A 17405-nucleotide genomic window follows, 5' to 3' on the forward strand; every position below is an offset into this window, starting at 1 on the left:
ATCCTCCCCTTTGTGTCGTTATGTGGATTTACCGTGAGGCTTCCGGCACATTGCCAGCGCCCAGTTTCGCGGCGGACGCATTGCGCTCGTTTCCGCGCCTCAGAACCGTTTCAAAAGCAATGATGGCAACGCAAACCGCGCCTGCGGCAAGGAAGCCCAACAGATAGCGCCCGCCCTGGGCCAGGATGACACCGCCGATCAGCGGACCAATGGCGGACAGGGTCGAAAGCGAACCATTGATCAGGGCGACGGACCGGCCCGTATCATCGATTTTCCCTGCCGCGCCCAGCACGGTCGGAAAGAAGAAGTACATGCCGAACATGGCAATCATGCCAGCCGCGACGAAGACCGGCGGCGGCGAGGAAAGGGCAATGCACAGCAGGCTGGCCGCCGCCGCAAACAGGGCCACGCGAAATATCGGCAACGTAATGGCGAAGAAGCGCGACTGGCTCGCGAGGGCGCTGCCGAGAAAGGCGCCGAGCAGCGACAGGCTGGATGCGGTAATCGCATCCCCCTTTGCCATGCCCGCTTTTTGCCCCAACAGGACGAAGAAAGCCCATACAAGGCCAAAGCCCAGGCCCACGGCGGCCGAACCGAATGCAAGACGCGACACGATCTTCCGCGCTTCCGCGCCAAAGGCAGCCACATCTTCTTTCCGCATCGATCGGGAGGCCGCGGCGGCGGGCATCAGCAGGAACAGCGGAAGCATCAGCGCGCAGGACAGCAGATAGCCCACAAAGGGCGCGGGACCGAAACCCAGCCGCTCGACCCATGGCATCGCATAGACCAGCAACGCGCTCCAGAGCAGGTTCAACGTATAGAGTCTGCCGAACATGAGGTCCGTTCGCTCGAACGAGGCCAGCGCCAGATTGGGCACCACCAGCATCAGCCCGAACCCGATGGCGGCGACAAGGCGCGCCACCAGCAGCGACACGAAACCATCGGCGACGAAGCATGCCAAGGTCGCAAGCGCCGTTATCATGAGGCCCGCCAGACCAACCGCGCGATAGGCTATGCGCCCCTTCCAGCGGAACGCGAGAAGCAAGACGCCGGAGACGGTGAGCGTCTCGCCCGTCGCGATGACCCCGGCCAGATCAACAGGAATATGCCGGACGCCCGTGATCTCACCGATTACCGCCGGCTGAAGCCACAGCGACATATAGCCAAGGTTCAGCATTGCCCCGCAGGCAACAGCCATGGCCATTGAGGGCGCGACATGACGCTCCTCACTCATCGGTGGCCGCCGGCAGACATCGGATATGATCGAGCACCAGGCACCATTTCCAATCCCAAGACAATCCGGTCACCGATGATGGGTGCCCGCGTTATGCCCTGCATCATTCACTTCAAAATTTCCAATGTCAAATATATTTTGGAATTTTTATCGCTGGCGCACAAATGGCCCTGTCTCCGCCGCCTGAGATGCGCGCGCCTAACTTCTCTGATGGATATCAATAATTCATCCGACCGGCCGGGTGCCGTCAGAGCAGGATTTCCACGAGCATAGGGATATGATCATGCGACGGCACATCATGAATGATCTCGCCCGCAGCCGGGCGGCGGTTGAACATTTTTGGCCAGCACGCTATCCTGCCGGCGCTTGGCGTGTGCTGCGTGCGCTTGGGCATCACGCCCGAATACGGAGAACCTGATACGTTTTTCGAAAAGTGCGCGCAGCATGACAGACCCGCATTCGATACCGCGCAATATCGGCGCTCTCTCCCTTCTGTACCGGCTCGCGAACAACGGCGCTTCGGGCTGTGGCGCAGCTTTCGGCGCGCGGCGCCTGCACCAGGCGCCGCTCCGCGGCCGGAGAATGTCCGCTCGAGCATCAAAGGAGCAACCATGGCCGTAGTTTTCGAGACGCTGCTGGCGAGTGATTTCACCGCGCGGTCGGATCGGCCGCTCGACCGCGCGCTCCGGGTCGCGGACGAGAGGGATGGGACGCTGTTTATCGCGCATGTTCTGGAAAAGGGCGGCAGCAATCCCGATTCCGGGATTGTCGAGCGGTTGCGCATGGATCTGCCGCCGGAGGCGCGCGGGGCGGAACTGGTGGTGCGGGCAGGATCGGCTCCCAAGGTGCTGGCACAACTCGCGGCGGAGCGCGGCAGCGATCTGATCGTAACCGGCGTCGCACGCTACAACAGCATCGGCGACTATGTGCTGGGCACGGCCGTGGATCATATCGTGCGCAATGCCGATGCCCCCGTGCTCGTCGTGAGAGGGCGGGCCCGCGGCCCTTATGCCCATATGGTCGTCGCGACCGACCTGTCCGGTTGCTCGCGCGCCGCTCTCCTCGCCGCCGCCAGGCTCTTTCCCGACACCGCCATCACGCTCGTTCACGCATTCCACGTTCCGTTTGAAGGCTGGCTCAAGTCCGATGACGTGAAACGGGATGTTCGAGCAGAGGCACAGGAGGAACTCGACGCCTTCCTCGCCCATCCGGATGTGGCGGCGCTGAAGGCGCGCATCGAGCCGCTGATCGACGAGGGCGAGACCGGCAGCGTGGTGATGCGCCAGCTTGACCGCACCGGCGCCGACCTGCTGGTCCTCGGCACGCATGGCCGCAGCGGCTTTGCCCATGCGACCATCGGCAGTCAGGCCGAAGCGCTTCTCGCCGCCGTGAGCGTCGATGTGCTGATGGTGCGCGAGCGCAAGGCATGACAGCGCCAGCCGTCCGGTCCTCCGTCCTGCGCGATTTCCTGCGCAGCGAGGCGTCAGGCGGCATCCTGCTGATGCTTGCCGCCGCGCTCGCCATGCTGGTCGCCAACAGCCCGCTGGCGGACGGCTATTTCCATGGCCTGCATATCCATCTGGGGCCGCTGACGCTGCTCCACTGGATCAATGACGGGCTGATGGCGCTATTCTTCCTGCTGGTCGGGCTGGAGATCAAGCGCGAGTTCGCCGGCGGGCAGCTGTCGAGCTGGTCGGATCGGGCCTTGCCGATGATCGCGGCGGCGGGCGGCATGGCGGTTCCGGCGCTGATCTATCTGGCGATCGCCGGATCGACGCCGGGACTGGCGCGCGGCTGGGCCATCCCCTCCGCGACCGATATCGCCTTCGCCATCGGCGTGATGGCGCTGCTGGGCAGGCGCGTCCCGACTTCGCTCAAGCTGTTCCTCGTCACCGTTGCCATCGTCGACGACATGGGCGCGGTGGCGATCATCGCGCTCGCCTATACCGATGGCCTCAACGGCTTGGCGCTGTTGGCTTCCCTCGCGATCATGGCCGTGCTGTTCGCGCTCAATCGGGGTGGCGTTACACGCTTGCAGCCCTATCTCGCGCTCGCGGCACTCCTGTGGCTGGCCGTGCTGCTCTCCGGCATCCACGCCACGATCGCGGGCGTGCTGAGCGCCATGTTCATCCCGCTGCGTGCATCCTCCGGCGCGCCGGAGGATGCAGAACCGCCACTCCATCGGCTCGAACATGCGCTCCAGCCCTGGGTGGCCTATGCCATCGTACCTGTCTTCGGTTTCGCCAATGCGGGCGTTTCCTTCGCCGGCATCGGCATGGAGCATCTGCTGGCTCCGTTGCCGCTCGGCGTCGCGGCGGGCCTGTTCATCGGAAAGCAGACGGGCGTGCTCGGCGCGCTCTGGCTATGCGTCAGGCTCCGGCTGGCGCCGAAACCCGCCAATGCGACCTGGACGCAAATCTATGGCGTCTGCTTGCTGTGCGGGATCGGCTTTACGATGAGCCTGTTCATCGGCGGTCTCGCCTTCACCGATCCGCTGTTGATTGACGAAGTGAAGATCGGTGTGCTGGGCGGCTCGATCCTGTCGGCCACCGCCGGTTTCCTCATCCTGCGCATGTCTGCTTCTGGCGGACGGTGAGATTCTGCTGAACGGCGCAGATCAGAGGCGGGCGGGATATATGGCGGCAGCCGGTCCCAATGCCGCGAGATCGAGGCCGGACGGACGCTGGAACAGGCGCAGGCCGAACTCAGGCATGATCGCGATCAGATGGTCGAAGATGTCGGCCTGTATGCCTTCATAATCGGCCCATGCCGTCGTGGCGGCAAAGGCATAGATCTGGAGCGGCAGGCCATGTTCGCCGGGCGCGAGTTGGCGCACCAGCAGCGTCTTGTCATCGGCTATGTCGGGGCGGGCTTTCAGATAGGCCCGCACATAGGCGCGAAAGGTGCCGATATTGGTGAGCCGCCTGCTGTCGACGGCCTCCGCCCCGGCATGATCGGCATTCCAGCGCTCCACCTCTTCCCGCTTGGCCTGGAGATAATCGCTCAACAGACCGAAGCGCGACACGGCGGCCAGCCCCTCCCAGTCGAGAAAGCGGACGCTGTTCTGATCGACCATCAGCGACCGCATGATACGCCGTCCACCCGATTCCGACATGCCGCGCCAATTGCGGAAGCTTTCATTGATCAGCCGGTGCGTGGGAATGGTCGTGATCGTCTTGTCGAAATTCTGCACCTTCACGGTATGAAGGGCGATATCGATGACGTCCCCGTCGGCGTTGACCTGCGGCATCTCGATCCAGTCGCCCAGCCGGATCATATCGTTGGAACCAAGCTGCACCGAGGCGACCAGCGAAAGGATCGTATCCTTGAACACGAGCATCAAGACCGCCGCCATCGCCCCGAGACCGGAAAGCAGCAACAGGGGCGAGCGGTTCATCAGCACCGCGATGATCAATATGGCTGCGGCGCCATAGAGGAACATCTTGCCGATCTGGACATAGCCCTTGATCGGGCGGTCGGCGGCATGGGGGCGCCGCTGGTAGAGGTCGTTCAGCAGGTCCAGCACGCCGCTCAGGGCGATGGCGATGGTCAGGATGATGAAACCCGCGCAAAGGCTCTGGACCAGCGCGGTCACGCCGGCAGGCAGGTGCGGGACCGCGGCGATACCCGCCTGGATCACGAGCGCCGGCACGATGTTGGACAGGCGCGCCACGATCGCGCCGATATGCCGCGCCTCGATGGGGAACGGAAGATGTCCGAGCACGCGCATGACGATCCGGCGCACGATTTCCTTGGCGATCCAGTTGGAAATCCAGGCGCACGCCAGCAACAGAAGCAGGGATATGCCAGTCTGCATCCAGGGTTCGGGTATCCAGGCCCGTATCAGATGTTCGATTTGGCCGGAGAAGGTGAAAGGATCGGTCATCAGACTCGCTGCTCGTCGGAAAAGGGGTCGTAACGAAGGGACCGGCCCGCCGTCTCCGGCATGAAGCGCAGGGTAACAAGGCCGATGACGCAGGCGGCCATCATGTAGAAGGCAGGCATCAGTTCATTGCCGGTCATGGTGATGAGCGCGCTTCCCATGGCGGGCGCGGTGCCGCCGAAGAGAGAGGTGGAGATATTATAGGCGATGGCGAAGCCGGCAAAGCGAACCGGGGTCGGAAACAGCGCCGGGAATGTCGCGGAGATGGTCGCGAGCTGCGGCACATAGAGCAGGCCGAGCAGGACGAAGCCGACGATCGCCCCGGCAAGGCCGGTCGCCATCAGCATATAGAGAGGCACCACGGCGAGAAGCAATCCGGTCAGCGAGAACGCCCACAGGGCGCGCCGCCCTATCCGGTCGGACAGGCTGCCCGCGAAGGGCAGGAACAGCATCATGAACAGCATGCCGATGATCGGGACGATCAGCGCCTGGTCCGGCGACAGGCCGATGCGCCGCTGAAGATAGGTCGGCATATAGCTGAGCAGCGTGTAATTCACCACGTTGAGCGCAACGACAAGGCCAGCCACCACCAGCATCGGCCGCCAATGCCGCCGCACGAGCGTCGAAAGACGCGGCGTCCCGGTCCGGCCGCCGCCATGCCTTTCTTCGCGGAAGATCGGCGTATCCTCCATCCTCGACCGCAGATACATGCCGATCAGGCCCATGGGCGCGGCGATCAGGAACGGAATGCGCCAGCCCCATTCATGCATCGCCGCGTCCCCCAGCAGCAGCGAAAAGGCCAGCATCAGGAAGGCGCCGAACGAAAAACCCGCCAGCGTGCCGAATTCCAGAAAGCTGCCGTAAAAACCGCGCCGGTCGTCCGGCGCATATTCGGCCATGAAAGTTGCCGCGCCGCCATATTCGCCGCCGGTCGAAAAGCCCTGCACCATGCGCAGCAGGATCAGCAAGGTCGGCGCCCAAAAGCCGATGCTGGCATAATCGGGGATCAGCCCGACGCACAGCGTTGCGCCGGACATCAGCAATATGGTGAAGGCCAGCACCGATTTTCGCCCCAGCCGGTCGCCCAGCGGCCCCCAGAAAAGTCCGCCCAATGGCCGGACAAGGAAAGAGATGGCGAAGGTCGCCAGCGCGAACAGCACGGCCTCGTCGACATCGCCGGGGAAAAGTGCGGCGGAGATATAGGTCACGCCATAGGCATAAATGCCATAGTCGAACCATTCGGTCGCATTGCCCAGCGCCGACGCCGCGATCGCGCGACGAAGCGTGGCCCGGTCCGTCACCGCTTCCGGCGGCGGGGTTCCGGAAACCTCGACGATAATGCTCGGATCGGCTGCCCGCCCGGCCGATCCGGCATCGGCAAGACCATCAGTCACCGGCAGACCCGCCGGCATTCCGCGATCGCGCCAGGAACGGGCGGAGCCGTGCGTTCCCCGTGTCGCTCATGGCATCTTCCCCTCCATGAGGGGACCGGATACCGGGTGCAGGCCCTGCGGCACGCCACGGGCCGCGATGAACTCCGGACGCGGCTTGTCGACGCCGAAGGGCGGCTTCAATGCATTGCTGACGGCATTATAGACCAGAAAGGCGTTGGCACGCGGGAAAGGCGTGATGTTCCCGTTGGAGCCGTGCATGATATTGCAGTCGAAAAGGACCACGGTGCCGGGCTTTCCGGTCGGTGCGACGATTCCATGCCGATGCGCCAGCTCGGCAAGACTGTCCTCGTCCGGCACGCCATATTCCTGTCGCTTCAGCGACATGCGGTAATGATCTTCCGGTGTTTTCCCCACACAGGTGAGGAATGTCCGGTGCGATCCCGGAATCAGCATCAGCGGCCCGTTATGCGGCGTGTTTTCCGCCAGCAGGATCGACATGGACAGCGCGCGCATGCGCGGCATGCCGTCCTCGACATGCCAGGTCTCGAAATCGCTGTGCCAGTAAAATTCCTTGCCGCGGAAACCCGGCTTGTAGTTGAGCCGGGACTGGTGGATGTAGACTTCGTCCCCCAGCAGGAAGCGCGCGACGCCGGCCAGCCGCTCATCGGCCGCCAGACGCGCCAGCACGCGGCTTTGAGCATGAATCTTGAAGATGGAGCGGATCTCCTGCCCGCCCGGCTCGGCGACGACCGTTTCCTCTTCGAGTGCATCGGGATCGGCCAGCAGCTTGCCGGCCTCACTCTGGAGAAAGGCGACCTCCTCTTCCGAGAAAAGATCTTCAAGGACCAGATAGCCGTCACGTTCGAAACGGGCGGCCTGCTCACGGCCCAGCGGCGCATCCCCATTCCAGTCGCTGTGCACGACCGGATCGAGACGCGGCAGGAACATGGCCATGTCGGCTTTCCGGGAAGGATATAGGTCGTTCATGGGACATTCCGCCATTTTTTCCGGATCAGTTTGTCAGCGGGCCGCCTGAGCCATATCGCCCTCGGCCGGATAGGCGCCGTTCTCGTCATGGACTTCCCGGCCCGTCACCGGCGGATTGAACACGCAGGCGCACAGGATATCGGTTTCGGGGCGCACGATATGCCTGTCATGGGCATTGAGCGCATACATAACGCCGGGCGCGAGCCGATGGGTGACGCCCGTGCCCAGATCCTCGATCGTGCCGTTCCCCTCCAGCACCAGAACCGCTTCCAGATGGTTCTGGTAATGCATGCGCAGTTCCTCGCCGGCATACATGGTCGTAACATGGAACGAAAAACCCATGCCGTCATCCCTGAGCAGCAACCGGGCGCTTTCCCAGCCTTTCGACTTCACATTGCGGTCGGATGCGCGGATGTCCTCCAGCGTGCGGACGATCATATGCCTGTTCTCCCTTTCCTATTCCGCGGCCACGCCATAGGAAGCCGCCAGCGCGACGCGGATGCTTTCCTCAAGGATGTCGAGACCGGCCGACAGCACGGCGTCATCGATCACAAGGGGCGCCAGCACCTTGACGATCTCATCATGCGCACCGCTGGTTTCGATGATGAGACCGCGCGCAAAGCAAGCGGCGGTAACAGTGGCGGCGACCTCGCCCGAACCGACGTCGATCCCGCGCATCATGCCCCGGCCACGGGTCGAAAGATCCTGTTCGGCCGCGATCGCCGCCAGCCGCCGTTCGAGCAGCGCACCGCGCCGGGCGATATCCTTCCGGAATGCGCCGTCGCTCCAGAAATGGCGCAATGCGGCGGTTGCGGTCACAAAGGCATGGTTGTTGCCCCGAAAGGTGCCGTTGTGCTCGCCGGGGGACCATTGATCGAGTTCGGGGCGGAAAAGGGTCAGCGCGAAGGGCAGGCCCATGCCGGAAAGCGACTTTGCCAGAGTGACAATATCCGGCGTGAAGCCCATGCCCTCGAAGCTGAAAAAGTCCCCGGTGCGGCCGCAACCGGCCTGAATATCATCGACGATCAGCAGCGCGCCGTGACGCCTGGCGATCTCCGCGATCCTGCGCAGCCATTCGGGCGAAGCCGCGTTGAGGCCTCCTTCGCCCTGCACGATCTCCACCAATATGGCGGCGGGCGCATCAAGGCCGCTGGACGGGTCCGCCAGCCGCCGTTCCAGCAGTTCGGCCGTATCGACGTCCGGTCCATGATAGCCGTCATAGGGCTCATGCGCGACATGGCTGAGCGGCACGCCCGCGCCCGCCCGCTTGGACGCATTGCCGGTGCAGGCCAGCGCGCCCAGCGTCATGCCGTGGAAACCGTTGGTGAAGGCGATCACCAGTTCACGCCCCGTCACCTTGCGGGCGAGCTTGATCGCCGCTTCCACCGCATTGGTGCCGGTCGGCCCGGTGAACATCGCGCGATAATCCAGCCCGCGCGGTTTCAGGATGAGGGCTTCCAGCGTTTCGAGAAAGTCGGCCTTGGCGTCCGTGTGCAGATCGAGGCCATGGGCGATGCCGTCTGCCGCGATATAATCGAGCAGGGCCTGCTTCAGCACGGGATGATTATGCCCATAGTTCAGCGTCGAGCAGCCCGACAGAAAGTCCAGATAGCGGCCGCCGCGATTGTCGTGCATCCACACGCCTTCCGCTCTTGCGAACTGGCGCGGCATCGCACGGGCATAGCTGCGCACCGTGGATTCCCGCCGCTCGTAGATGCGCGTGTCGGGAAGGGTCGAGGTGGGTTTGGGGAGTGCAGGGGTCATATCATCCATTCTCCTCGGACGATGCGCCGCCCAGGGGCAGCGGGCCGATGCGCGCCTGCCATTCGGTGGCATGGGCGCCGGCAAAATGCGCGTCGCGCTCAAAGCGGGGGATTTTCTCCAGAGCGGTCCGCCACCTGCGGGCGAGCCCCTTGAACAAGGCCCAGGACGCGTGATTGTCGTCCGTCACGGTCGTGGTGAGATGGGTGACGCCCGCATTTTCCGGGCGGGCCAGCAGTTCTTCGATCATCCGGCCCGCCAGCCGCCGACCGCGCGCTTCGGCTGAAACCGCCACCTGCCAGACGAAGAAATCCCGAGGCGCCGTCGGCGGCCGATAGCCCGATACCCAGCCCATCACCTGAGCGCCCCGTTCCGCCACGATGCAGAAATCGGCGAAGTCGGTGCATTGCAACAGGTTGCAATAGGCGGAATTGGCATCGAGCGGCGGACAGGCCGCGATCAGCGCCGTGATGGCCGGCCCGTCCGTTGCGACGGGTTTGCGAAGTTCAAAGACCTGCCCCTTGCCCCGGTCGGAGCGCGCAGAAGCCCTTGGCGGCGCGAAAGCCGCTGTAGCTTGGGAATCGAATATTGTTTATCTCCCGAATTATATTTTGGTTGCAGAAGGTCGAAAACCTTCGGAGTCGGCGCCATATATGCCGATTATCGGCACATATTCAACCCTGAGGTTCATAAAACTATTTCGAAAGGTAAAGCATATTCCGGAAAATATGGCCAAAATCCGGTTCATATTGCTGTTTCCTCCATGGTGGGGCTATGCAGCGGATCATGGCTTCCGAGATAGCTTCCCTGACCCTCCGCGCGCTTCGCCGGGTATTGCGCGCCACCGAAATCGGCAGCCGCCAACTGGCGGCCGCGACGGGCCTCACGCCTTCACAGCTGCTCGTCCTGCGAGAAATCGACACGCGCGGTTCCGCCACGCCGGGTGCCATTGCACAATCGCTGCAATTCAGTCAGGCAACGATCACCACTATCGTCGACCGCCTGGAATCATTGGGCTTCGTCCAACGCAAACGCAGCGAAAAGGACAAGCGCCAGTTTCATCTGAGCACGCTGCCCGATGGAAAGAAGGCGCTGGCCGACGCGCCGGACCCGTTGCAGATGCGGTTCATGGAGCGGTTTTTGGCGCTTCCGCCATGGGAACAGGCCATGATCCTCTCAGCGGTCGAGCGTCTTGCCACGTTGATGGACGCCGATACCATCGATGCCGCGCCCCTGCTCGACAGCGGCTTGATCGACCGGTCGGGACCCGCCTGACCCCGGCTTGCTGAAGGGTCCTCGCGCTAGTCTTGCGGAACGGAAGCTTCGGCGGCCCCGGTCGCACCCTGCGCCCATCGCAGATGGAGGGCCCCGCCCGCCGAACCCGTTTCCGCCGCGCCTCCCCGCACGGCAATTCCTTTCGCTATGGCCTCGCGCTGCGCGGAAGTGCCTCCATGCACGACTATGCCCCGCGAAAGGCGGGACGCCCCCCAGGCGGCGACATCCAGTGCCGTGACATCGACCACGCCGCTGTCAATCGGCACGGCCGGCAGTTCCACATCCACCGGCGGAGACAGTGCGATGGTCCATCCCGGAAGCGCGCGACCGGCGCGGGCCTCAAGCGCCCGGTAGCCGGCCATGCCGAGCCCCGGAAGCGGGGCCGCGGTAGCGCGCAGCGTGCGCGATGCCATGTCGGCATGGATGGCGGAGGCGTCCTGACCAGAGATCAGCGCAAGTTCGGCAACGGCTCGCTCCCGCTGTCCCGTCCCCATACCGGTCTCGGCCGCCCGCGCGATCTGCGCTGCTTCGGCCGCGCTGGCATCGGAACCGATGCGAAGCTGGTCGACATGGAAATCGACGGGCTTGCCCAGCCGTTGGCCCAGGGTCGTTCCCAGCCGCCGGTCGGCCTGCTGGTCGAGTCTCGACGTCAACATGACGGCCCGCACGCGGATGGGGTCGGTCGCATAGTCGATGTCCAGCTGGCTCAGCCTCGCGCCCTCCGGGAAATGCGCGCGCAAGGCATCGCGAATCTGGCGTTGCGCGACCGCCTCGAACGCGATCTGCCTGAGACCAGCCCCCAGCGGCACCGACAACACACCCAGCGCGACGACGAAAAGCGCGAGCTGCCAACCCGTATGGTGCGGGGAAAGATGGCCGCCAAAGCCGTATATGCGGGCGACAAGGGCTGCGGTCAGCGCGATCGTGACCGCGTTGGTCAGGAACAGCAGGAGCGATCCTGAAAAGACGGTCCAGTTCCAGGTGGCGAGGCCGAAGCCGACCACGGCCAGCGGCGGCATGAGCGCGATGGCGATGGCGACCCCCACGACCGTGCCCCCGCGTCCCCGGATCAGCGCATAGGCGCCGGCAACGGCGGAAAGAAGCGCCACCAGAAGGTCGAACAACGTGGGCCGGGTGCGCCCGGCGATCTCGCTGGTGATGGTCTGGACCGGCGAAATCGCCACCATCACCACGCTGAGCAGGATGGCGATCGCCGAACCCAGCGCCAGCGCCGTGGCGGCGCGTCGTATCTCATGGAAATCGAGCGTCGCGATACCGAAGCCCAGCCCGATGATCGGCATCATCAACGGGGACAGCAGCATCGCCCCGATCAGCACCGCGACGGATGGCATCAGCAAGCCGAGCATGGAAATGGCGGCGGACACCAGGATCAGGAATACATAGCGGCCGGACCAGCCCGATTCCTCCGCGATCTGCCGCAGCACGGCGTCATGATCGACGCCTCCCACGGCCCAGATATTCCACCAGCGGCGCAACTTGCCACGACTGCTGCTCGCCACTGCTGTTTCAACCATATTGGTCCTTCTTCGACAAAATCCCAGGACCGGATTGTACCGATCGAATCTCTTCTGCCAAGCAAAGGAACCCGGATTGCTGCCTGCCCACACAATATCCTCGCGTCCCGGCAATCCGGACAATCGGCACGGTGGAGCGTTTCAGGCCGCAATCTTGACCCATTCGATTTGCATCGGCCGGTTGGGATACAGGTCGGGGATCAGCAGATTCACTTCTCTTTCCCCGCAACACCGCGCCGAAAGCACGCCTGAGGCAGGCCGGAAATCCGTTCCCCCTACTCCCAGTTCCGCGCGCGCGCCGCCGCTTCCTCGCGCTGGTCGAGCGCGCCTTCGGGGGCGAGGGCCTGCGCGGCGGCCATGATTTCGCCGACCGCCCCGCCGGCCTGCCGATAGTCCCCGCCCGGCTGTCCGCCGCCGGATTGCAGGCGTTCGATCGCCCAGCGCCCCTCTTCCCGGCAGGCGAGGCCCGCCAGCGCTTCCGTCTCGAATATCCGGCAATAGCGGCCGTCCGCGTCGCGGAGGGACAGCAGGATGCGCACCGGCTGCGGCTCGGCGGCGCTCAGCTGCGCGGTCAGCGCCCTGTCGAGCGCGCCTTCGGCCACCAACTGCCCGTCCGCGCTGCCGACCGGGCCGCCCCCTATCCGGCTGCCCAGCAACAGCCCCAGGGCGAGCGAGGCCGCCAGCGCGCCGCCGCCCGCGATCCAGCGCGACGGCAAGGAGAAGCGCGTCTTTTCCGCCCTCTTCGCCCGCGCGCCGTCCAGATCGATCACTTCGCCCGCGCGGGCGGGAGAGCGTGCCGCGTCGATCAGCCTGTCGGGCACCGGCATTTCCGCCACCGGCGCATAATGGGCGCGCAGCCGCTCGCGCAGCGCGCGGTGCCCGGCCAGTTCGGCCGCCAGCGCCGGATCGGCGGCGAGCGCCGCCTCCACCCGCGCCCGGTCCGCCGCGTCGAGCTGCCCCTCCGCATAGGCGGCGAGCATTTCCCGGTCGATCGTCATTGTCCGCCCTCCAGCAGATTGTGCAACGCATCGCGGCCGCGCACGAAGCGCGAACTGAGCGTGCCCACCGGGCAGCCGATGATGTCGGCCGCCTCCTGATAGCCATAGCCCTCCACCATCACCAGCAGCACGGCCTCGCGCTGCTCGTCGGGCAGCCGGGCCATCGCCCGGTCGACGAAGCCGAGTTCCGTGCGCACCTCCTGCTCCGCCGCCACGCCGACGCCGAGGCCCGCCTCCTCCTCCACGAAGGTCTGGCGGCGGCGCTGCGCGGCGCGTATCTCGTCTATCCACAGATTGCGCATGATCCGGTACATCCAGCTGTCGAGCCGCGTGCCCTCCGCCCATTGATGCCGGGCCTTGAGCGCGCGTTCGATGGTCATCTGGCACAGGTCGTCGCCTTCGGCGAGGTTGCGCGACAGGCCCGCCGCGAACCGGCGAAGCCGGGGCAGCAGCGCCACGATGCCATCCTCGAAACTCATGCTCGAACCGATGCCTTTCTCTTTCGGGCCATTCTCTTTTCAGGGATGCAACGGGCGGGCTCGTCCGTTTCATCCATTGCATAACGCTTTTTTCGCGTGACAGGATGCAGAAAGATGAAGACCCGCCTGATTCCCCTGCTGTTTTCCCTCGCCGCCCTGCCCGCGGCCGCGCAGATCGGCGTGCCTGACGTGGGCGGAACGGCGGCATCGGTGCTGGATCGCGCGACGGGCGCGCTGGACCGCCTCGCGCCGCTGGACGAGGTGACGGCGCCGGTGCGGTCCGTGGCGGACATGGCGCGCGATCGCGTCGATCGCCTGCGGGGGTTCCTGCGCACCCATCGCGACAGCGTGGAGCCGGACGAGCGGGGCGCGCCCGCACGGCGCGGCGTCGTGCTGATGCTCGGCGGCGATGCGGCGGCGCTGGAGAAGGCGCGCACGCTCGGCTTTGGCGTGCAGGGCGTGGAAGCGTTCGGCAATCTCGGCCTGTCCGCCACCGAGCTGACGGCGCCGCCGGGGATGAGCCTGCCCGCCGCGCTGGCGACGTTGCGCAAGGCGCTGCCCGACAGGGAGTTCACCGCCGACCAGCTTCATTTCCCCGGCGGCGCGGCGGGAGCGGCGGCAGCCGCGCCTCAGGGCAAGGTGGGGCGCGGCACGATCCGCTCCCCGGTCGGCATGATCGACGGCGGCGTCGGACAGGCGGTCGCCGTGCGCGCGGCGCGCGGCTTCGCAACCGGGGCGCCGGGCGCGAGCGACCATGGCACGGCCGTCGCCTCGCTGCTGCGCCATGCCGGGGTGCAGGCGATCGTTGCCGCCGATGTCTATGGCCGCGATCCGGCGGGCGGCGGCGCGCTCGCCATCGTGCGGGCGCTCGACTGGATGCAGGGGCAGCGCGTGCCCGTCGTCTCGATCAGCCTGACCGGGCCGGACAACCCGCTGCTCGCCCGCGCCGTGGCGGCCTGCGCCGCGCGGGGGATGGCGATCGTCGCGGCGGTCGGCAATGACGGCCCGGCCGCGCCGCCAGCCTATCCCGCCTCCTATCCGTCGGTGCTGGCGGTCACCGGCGTCGACGGACGCAACCGCGCGCTGATCGAGGCGGGGCGGCCCGCGCATCTCGATTATGCCGCGCCCGGCGCCGACATGAAGGCGATGGATGCGCGCGGGCGCTGGCGGGCGGTGCGCGGCACCTCCTTCGCCGCGCCGCTGGCCGCCGCCCGCGCCGCCGCGATGAAGGACGCCGGGCATGGAGGGGCGGGCCTGCGCGCCGCGCTCGACAGGGAAGCGCGCGATCTTGGCCCGAAAGGCGCCGACGCCACCTACGGACGCGGCCTGCTGTGCGGCGATTGCCGCCCGCGCTGAAAAAAATTCCGGCCCCATGGATGAAATCGGCAGGGGGGTCCGTTTGCCTTGATGAGGGTGCCGCGAACGGCGCTCCCTGAGTGAAACGGAAAGGAATTCGTCATGAAGAAGATTTTCATCGCGACCGGCGCGCTGATGATGGCGGCGACGGCCCCCGCCTCGGCGCAGCTTCTGGGCGGCGGCCTTGGGGGCGGGCTGACGGGCGGCCTCGGTGGTGGGTTGAGCGGTGGCCTTGGCGGCGGCATCGACGGCGCCATGGGCGGCGTGCGCGGCACGGCCGACGGCGCCTTGTCGGGCACCGCCCGCACCAGCGGCGACAGCCGCGTCGATCGCCGCAGCGGCTCGGTTGCGGTCGACCGCTCGGTCGATGCGACGGCGGGCGGCGCTGTCGGCCAGACGCTCGACACGCCCGCGCGCACCGTTACCGGCTCGGCGTCCGGCACGGCATCGGGCAGCGCGGGCGCTTCGGGCGAGGCGCAGCTCATCGGCACCGACGCGGTGCGCGACACGGTGTCCTCGGCGCGCTCGACCGCCGGCTCGGCCGCCGGAGCGGTGCGCGGCACCGGCGATGCCCTGCGCAATACGGTGGGCAATGCGACCGGCAGCGCATCGGGTGCAGTCAGCGGCAGCGCCGATGGCGCGCTGAGCGCCGGCGGCAACGGACTCGCGCTCGCCAACAGCGCGGCCGCCAATGCCGCCGGGGCCTTTGCCGTCGAACCGGGCATGGCGATCCGCTCGGTCAAGGGCCAGACCATCGGCCGCGTGCGGCAGGTCGTCGCCGACAGCCGGGGCCGGGTGCAATCGCTGCTGGTCGATGTGAAGGGCCGCACCGCCTCCCTGCCCGCCGCCAACTTCTCCGGCCAGGGCGACGTGCTGGTTTCCGCGATGAGCGAGGGCCAGATCAGCAAGGCCGCGAAGCAGGCCCGGTCGTCGGGCAGCGCCGCGTCCTCCGGCAGCGCCGCCGCCGACGCGCAATAACCGGACGCAATACCCCCGGCCCAATACCCCCAGCCCCCAATACCCCCAGCCCACTGTCCGCCGGGCATCGGCCCGGCGGACTTCTTTGGCCAGGCGCGCTACGGCCCTGCTTGAAAAATCCCTTCGCCTTTCCCATCATGGCCTCTGCGGACCGGGCCCCTCTGGCGATCCTTCATGATCGCGATGTCGGACCGCATCGAGGCGGCTCGATGCAGGTCGATTTCCCTGACCCCGGATCGAGCCAGAAATGGGAGACCTGATTATGACCAACCCAGGGGTTGGAATGCCGTGCCCGGTTTGCGCCGTTCCGCTGGTGATGAGCGAGCGGCAGGGCATAGAGATCGATTATTGCCCGCAATGCCGGGGCATCTGGCTCGACCGGGGCGAACTCGACAAGATCATCGAGCGCAGCGCCCGCGACGCGCCGCCGCCACAGGCGGCCGCCCCCGCCCCGGCTCCGCAGCCCGGCGCACCCTGGGGCCATCAGCAAGGCTATGGCCACAAGCCCTATAAGCGCCGCAAGTCCTTCCTTGAGGAACTGTTCGACTGAGATGGAAACGGAGCGCGCGCCGCATCGGATGTCGGTGGCGCGCGCTCCCTCCCCTCTCAATGCCGCTTGAACCCGCCGCGTTTCTTGCTAAATAGCCTGTCATGCGGACCGGGCCCCTCTGGCGATCGTAGCGACGGTCGTGATGTCGGACCGCATCGAGTGCGCTCGATGCCGGTCTGAACTCTTCTCGCCACAGGCAGCGAAGCACTCGTCGACTGAATCAGACGAGGAGTGATTGATGTTCGATCAGGAAATTCTGGGCCGCTCTCCGGCGCGCACGCATGACGCGCTGTTCGATGAGGGCCTGCGCCGCCACATGCTGCGCGTCTATAATTACATGGCGTCGGGCGTATTGCTGACCGGCATCGTCGCGATGCTGGTCGCGGCGAGCCCCGCGCTCTACCAGCCGCTTTTCGGCACGCCGCTCAAATGGGTGGTGATGCTGGCGCCGCTGGCGTTCGTGTTCCTCTTCTCCTTCCGCATGGAGCGCATGTCGGCCCGCGCGGCGCAGACGGCCTTCTGGGCCTTCTCGGCGCTGATGGGGCTGTCGCTCGCCTCGATCTTCCTCGCCTTCACCGGCGTCAGCATCGCGCGCACCTTCTTCATCGCCGCGATCCTGTTCACCGGCATGAGCCTGTGGGGCTATGCGACCAAGCGCGACCTGTCCGCCTTCGGCAGCTTCCTGATGATGGGCGTGATCGGCGTCGTCGTCGCCAGCCTCGTCAACCTCTTCCTCGGCTCGTCGGTGCTGCAATTCGTGGTGTCGATCGTCGGCGTGCTGGTGTTCACCGGGCTGACCGCATGGGACACGCAGGCCATCAAGGCGCAGTTCGCGGAGCATCACGGCCGCGAGACGAACGACAAGCTCGCGGTATTCGGCGCCTTGTCGCTCTACCTCAATTTCGTCAACATCTTCCAGTTGCTGCTCAACCTGACCGGGGAACGCGAATAGGCGGCGACGGAATAGCGAAGGAA

The 17405-nt window shown here is 65.9% G+C and carries 16 protein-coding genes and 1 pseudogene; 7 read left to right on the forward strand and 10 right to left on the reverse strand.

Annotation, left to right across the window (positions count from 1 at the left end):
- Positions 1–28: 28 nt before the first annotated feature.
- A complete protein-coding gene (locus tag GGR43_RS00495; protein WP_188069989.1) occupies positions 29–1234 on the reverse strand; it encodes an MFS transporter in 1206 nt (401 codons plus the stop codon).
- A gap of 611 nt (positions 1235–1845) precedes the next feature.
- Here GGR43_RS00495 and GGR43_RS00505 point away from each other — a divergent pair.
- Positions 1846–2664: a universal stress protein gene (locus GGR43_RS00505; RefSeq protein WP_188069991.1), complete on the forward strand. Its 819-nt coding sequence runs from the start codon at positions 1846–1848 to the stop codon at positions 2662–2664.
- Positions 2661–3830: a Na+/H+ antiporter NhaA gene (gene nhaA / locus GGR43_RS00510; protein WP_188069992.1), complete on the forward strand. Its 1170-nt coding sequence runs from the start codon at positions 2661–2663 to the stop codon at positions 3828–3830. Before GGR43_RS00505 ends, nhaA begins: the two co-directional genes overlap by 4 nt.
- Before the next feature lie 21 nt (positions 3831–3851).
- Here the strand turns inward: nhaA and GGR43_RS00515 are convergent, their stop codons facing one another.
- From GGR43_RS00515 to ectA, 6 genes and pseudogenes are all read right to left on the reverse strand, one after another.
- A complete protein-coding gene (locus GGR43_RS00515) occupies positions 3852–5120 on the reverse strand; it encodes a mechanosensitive ion channel family protein (protein ID WP_188069993.1) in 1269 nt (422 codons plus the stop codon).
- The gene (locus tag GGR43_RS00520) at positions 5120–6457 is read right to left on the reverse strand and encodes an MFS transporter (protein ID WP_425502142.1); all 1338 of its coding nucleotides are present in this window, start codon (positions 6455–6457) and stop codon (positions 5120–5122) included. Before GGR43_RS00520 ends, GGR43_RS00515 begins: the two co-directional genes overlap by 1 nt.
- A 120-nt stretch (positions 6458–6577) precedes the next feature.
- Entirely contained in the window at positions 6578–7498 is a 921-nt protein-coding gene (gene thpD / locus GGR43_RS00525) for an ectoine hydroxylase (RefSeq protein WP_188069995.1), read from the reverse strand.
- Between the two features lie 33 nt (positions 7499–7531).
- A complete protein-coding gene (locus GGR43_RS00530) occupies positions 7532–7936 on the reverse strand; it encodes an ectoine synthase (RefSeq protein WP_188069996.1) in 405 nt (134 codons plus the stop codon).
- A gap of 18 nt (positions 7937–7954) precedes the next feature.
- The gene (gene ectB, locus GGR43_RS00535; protein WP_188069997.1) at positions 7955–9262 is read right to left on the reverse strand and encodes a diaminobutyrate--2-oxoglutarate transaminase; all 1308 of its coding nucleotides are present in this window, start codon (positions 9260–9262) and stop codon (positions 7955–7957) included.
- 1 nt (position 9263) lies between these two features.
- A pseudogene (gene ectA / locus GGR43_RS00540) lies at positions 9264–9761 on the reverse strand (diaminobutyrate acetyltransferase); the annotation flags it as partial.
- Between the two features lie 284 nt (positions 9762–10045).
- Between ectA and GGR43_RS00545 the strand changes: the two are divergent.
- Positions 10046–10534, forward strand: coding sequence for a MarR family winged helix-turn-helix transcriptional regulator (locus tag GGR43_RS00545; RefSeq protein ID WP_188070327.1), 489 nt, complete (start codon positions 10046–10048; stop codon positions 10532–10534).
- A gap of 26 nt (positions 10535–10560) precedes the next feature.
- Here the strand turns inward: GGR43_RS00545 and GGR43_RS00550 are convergent, their stop codons facing one another.
- The 3 genes from GGR43_RS00550 to GGR43_RS00560 form a co-directional block, all read right to left on the reverse strand.
- Positions 10561–12069, reverse strand: coding sequence for a DUF389 domain-containing protein (locus GGR43_RS00550; protein ID WP_223177229.1), 1509 nt, complete (start codon positions 12067–12069; stop codon positions 10561–10563).
- A 275-nt stretch (positions 12070–12344) separates the two neighbouring features.
- Positions 12345–13067, reverse strand: a complete 723-nt coding sequence (locus GGR43_RS00555; protein WP_188069998.1) for a hypothetical protein — start codon at positions 13065–13067, stop codon at positions 12345–12347.
- The gene (locus GGR43_RS00560) at positions 13064–13546 is read right to left on the reverse strand and encodes an RNA polymerase sigma factor (RefSeq protein WP_188069999.1); all 483 of its coding nucleotides are present in this window, start codon (positions 13544–13546) and stop codon (positions 13064–13066) included. The genes GGR43_RS00555 and GGR43_RS00560 overlap by 4 nt, the downstream gene beginning before the upstream one ends.
- A 114-nt stretch (positions 13547–13660) precedes the next feature.
- On the opposite strand from GGR43_RS00560, the gene GGR43_RS00565 reads away from it, so the two are divergent.
- From GGR43_RS00565 to GGR43_RS00580, 4 genes are all read left to right on the forward strand, one after another.
- The gene (locus GGR43_RS00565) at positions 13661–14902 is read left to right on the forward strand and encodes a S8 family serine peptidase (RefSeq protein WP_188070000.1); all 1242 of its coding nucleotides are present in this window, start codon (positions 13661–13663) and stop codon (positions 14900–14902) included.
- Between the two features lie 102 nt (positions 14903–15004).
- Entirely contained in the window at positions 15005–15880 is an 876-nt protein-coding gene (locus GGR43_RS00570; protein ID WP_188070001.1) for a hypothetical protein, read from the forward strand.
- Positions 15881–16163: 283 nt separating this feature from the next.
- The gene (locus tag GGR43_RS00575) at positions 16164–16430 is read left to right on the forward strand and encodes a TFIIB-type zinc ribbon-containing protein (protein ID WP_246343254.1); all 267 of its coding nucleotides are present in this window, start codon (positions 16164–16166) and stop codon (positions 16428–16430) included.
- Between the two features lie 238 nt (positions 16431–16668).
- On the forward strand, positions 16669–17382 hold the full coding sequence (locus GGR43_RS00580; RefSeq protein WP_188070003.1) for a Bax inhibitor-1/YccA family protein: 714 nt from the start codon (positions 16669–16671) through the stop codon (positions 17380–17382).
- Positions 17383–17405 lie beyond the last annotated feature (23 nt).

Origin of the sequence: Sphingobium jiangsuense, from assembly GCF_014196495.1 — a bacterium.
In the GTDB taxonomy this organism is placed as follows: domain Bacteria; phylum Pseudomonadota; class Alphaproteobacteria; order Sphingomonadales; family Sphingomonadaceae; genus Sphingobium; species Sphingobium jiangsuense.

Coding starts and splice junctions, on each gene's coding strand:
- GGR43_RS00565 (WP_188070000.1), top strand. CDS start 13,661: ATGAAGACCCGCCTGATTCCCCTGCTGTTTTCCCTCGCCGCCCTGCCC.
- GGR43_RS00570 (WP_188070001.1), top strand. CDS start 15,005: ATGAAGAAGATTTTCATCGCGACCGGCGCGCTGATGATGGCGGCGACG.
- nhaA (WP_188069992.1), top strand. CDS start 2,661: ATGACAGCGCCAGCCGTCCGGTCCTCCGTCCTGCGCGATTTCCTGCGC.
- GGR43_RS00580 (WP_188070003.1), top strand. CDS start 16,669: ATGTTCGATCAGGAAATTCTGGGCCGCTCTCCGGCGCGCACGCATGAC.
- GGR43_RS00545 (WP_188070327.1), top strand. CDS start 10,046: ATGGCTTCCGAGATAGCTTCCCTGACCCTCCGCGCGCTTCGCCGGGTA.
- GGR43_RS00530 (WP_188069996.1), bottom strand. CDS start 7,936: ATGATCGTCCGCACGCTGGAGGACATCCGCGCATCCGACCGCAATGTG.
- GGR43_RS00495 (WP_188069989.1), bottom strand. CDS start 1,234: ATGAGTGAGGAGCGTCATGTCGCGCCCTCAATGGCCATGGCTGTTGCC.
- GGR43_RS00505 (WP_188069991.1), top strand. CDS start 1,846: ATGGCCGTAGTTTTCGAGACGCTGCTGGCGAGTGATTTCACCGCGCGG.
- GGR43_RS00515 (WP_188069993.1), bottom strand. CDS start 5,120: ATGACCGATCCTTTCACCTTCTCCGGCCAAATCGAACATCTGATACGG.
- ectB (WP_188069997.1), bottom strand. CDS start 9,262: ATGACCCCTGCACTCCCCAAACCCACCTCGACCCTTCCCGACACGCGC.
- thpD (WP_188069995.1), bottom strand. CDS start 7,498: ATGAACGACCTATATCCTTCCCGGAAAGCCGACATGGCCATGTTCCTG.
- GGR43_RS00555 (WP_188069998.1), bottom strand. CDS start 13,067: ATGACGATCGACCGGGAAATGCTCGCCGCCTATGCGGAGGGGCAGCTC.
- GGR43_RS00560 (WP_188069999.1), bottom strand. CDS start 13,546: ATGAGTTTCGAGGATGGCATCGTGGCGCTGCTGCCCCGGCTTCGCCGG.
- GGR43_RS00550 (WP_223177229.1), bottom strand. CDS start 12,069: ATGGTTGAAACAGCAGTGGCGAGCAGCAGTCGTGGCAAGTTGCGCCGC.
- GGR43_RS00575 (WP_246343254.1), top strand. CDS start 16,164: ATGCCGTGCCCGGTTTGCGCCGTTCCGCTGGTGATGAGCGAGCGGCAG.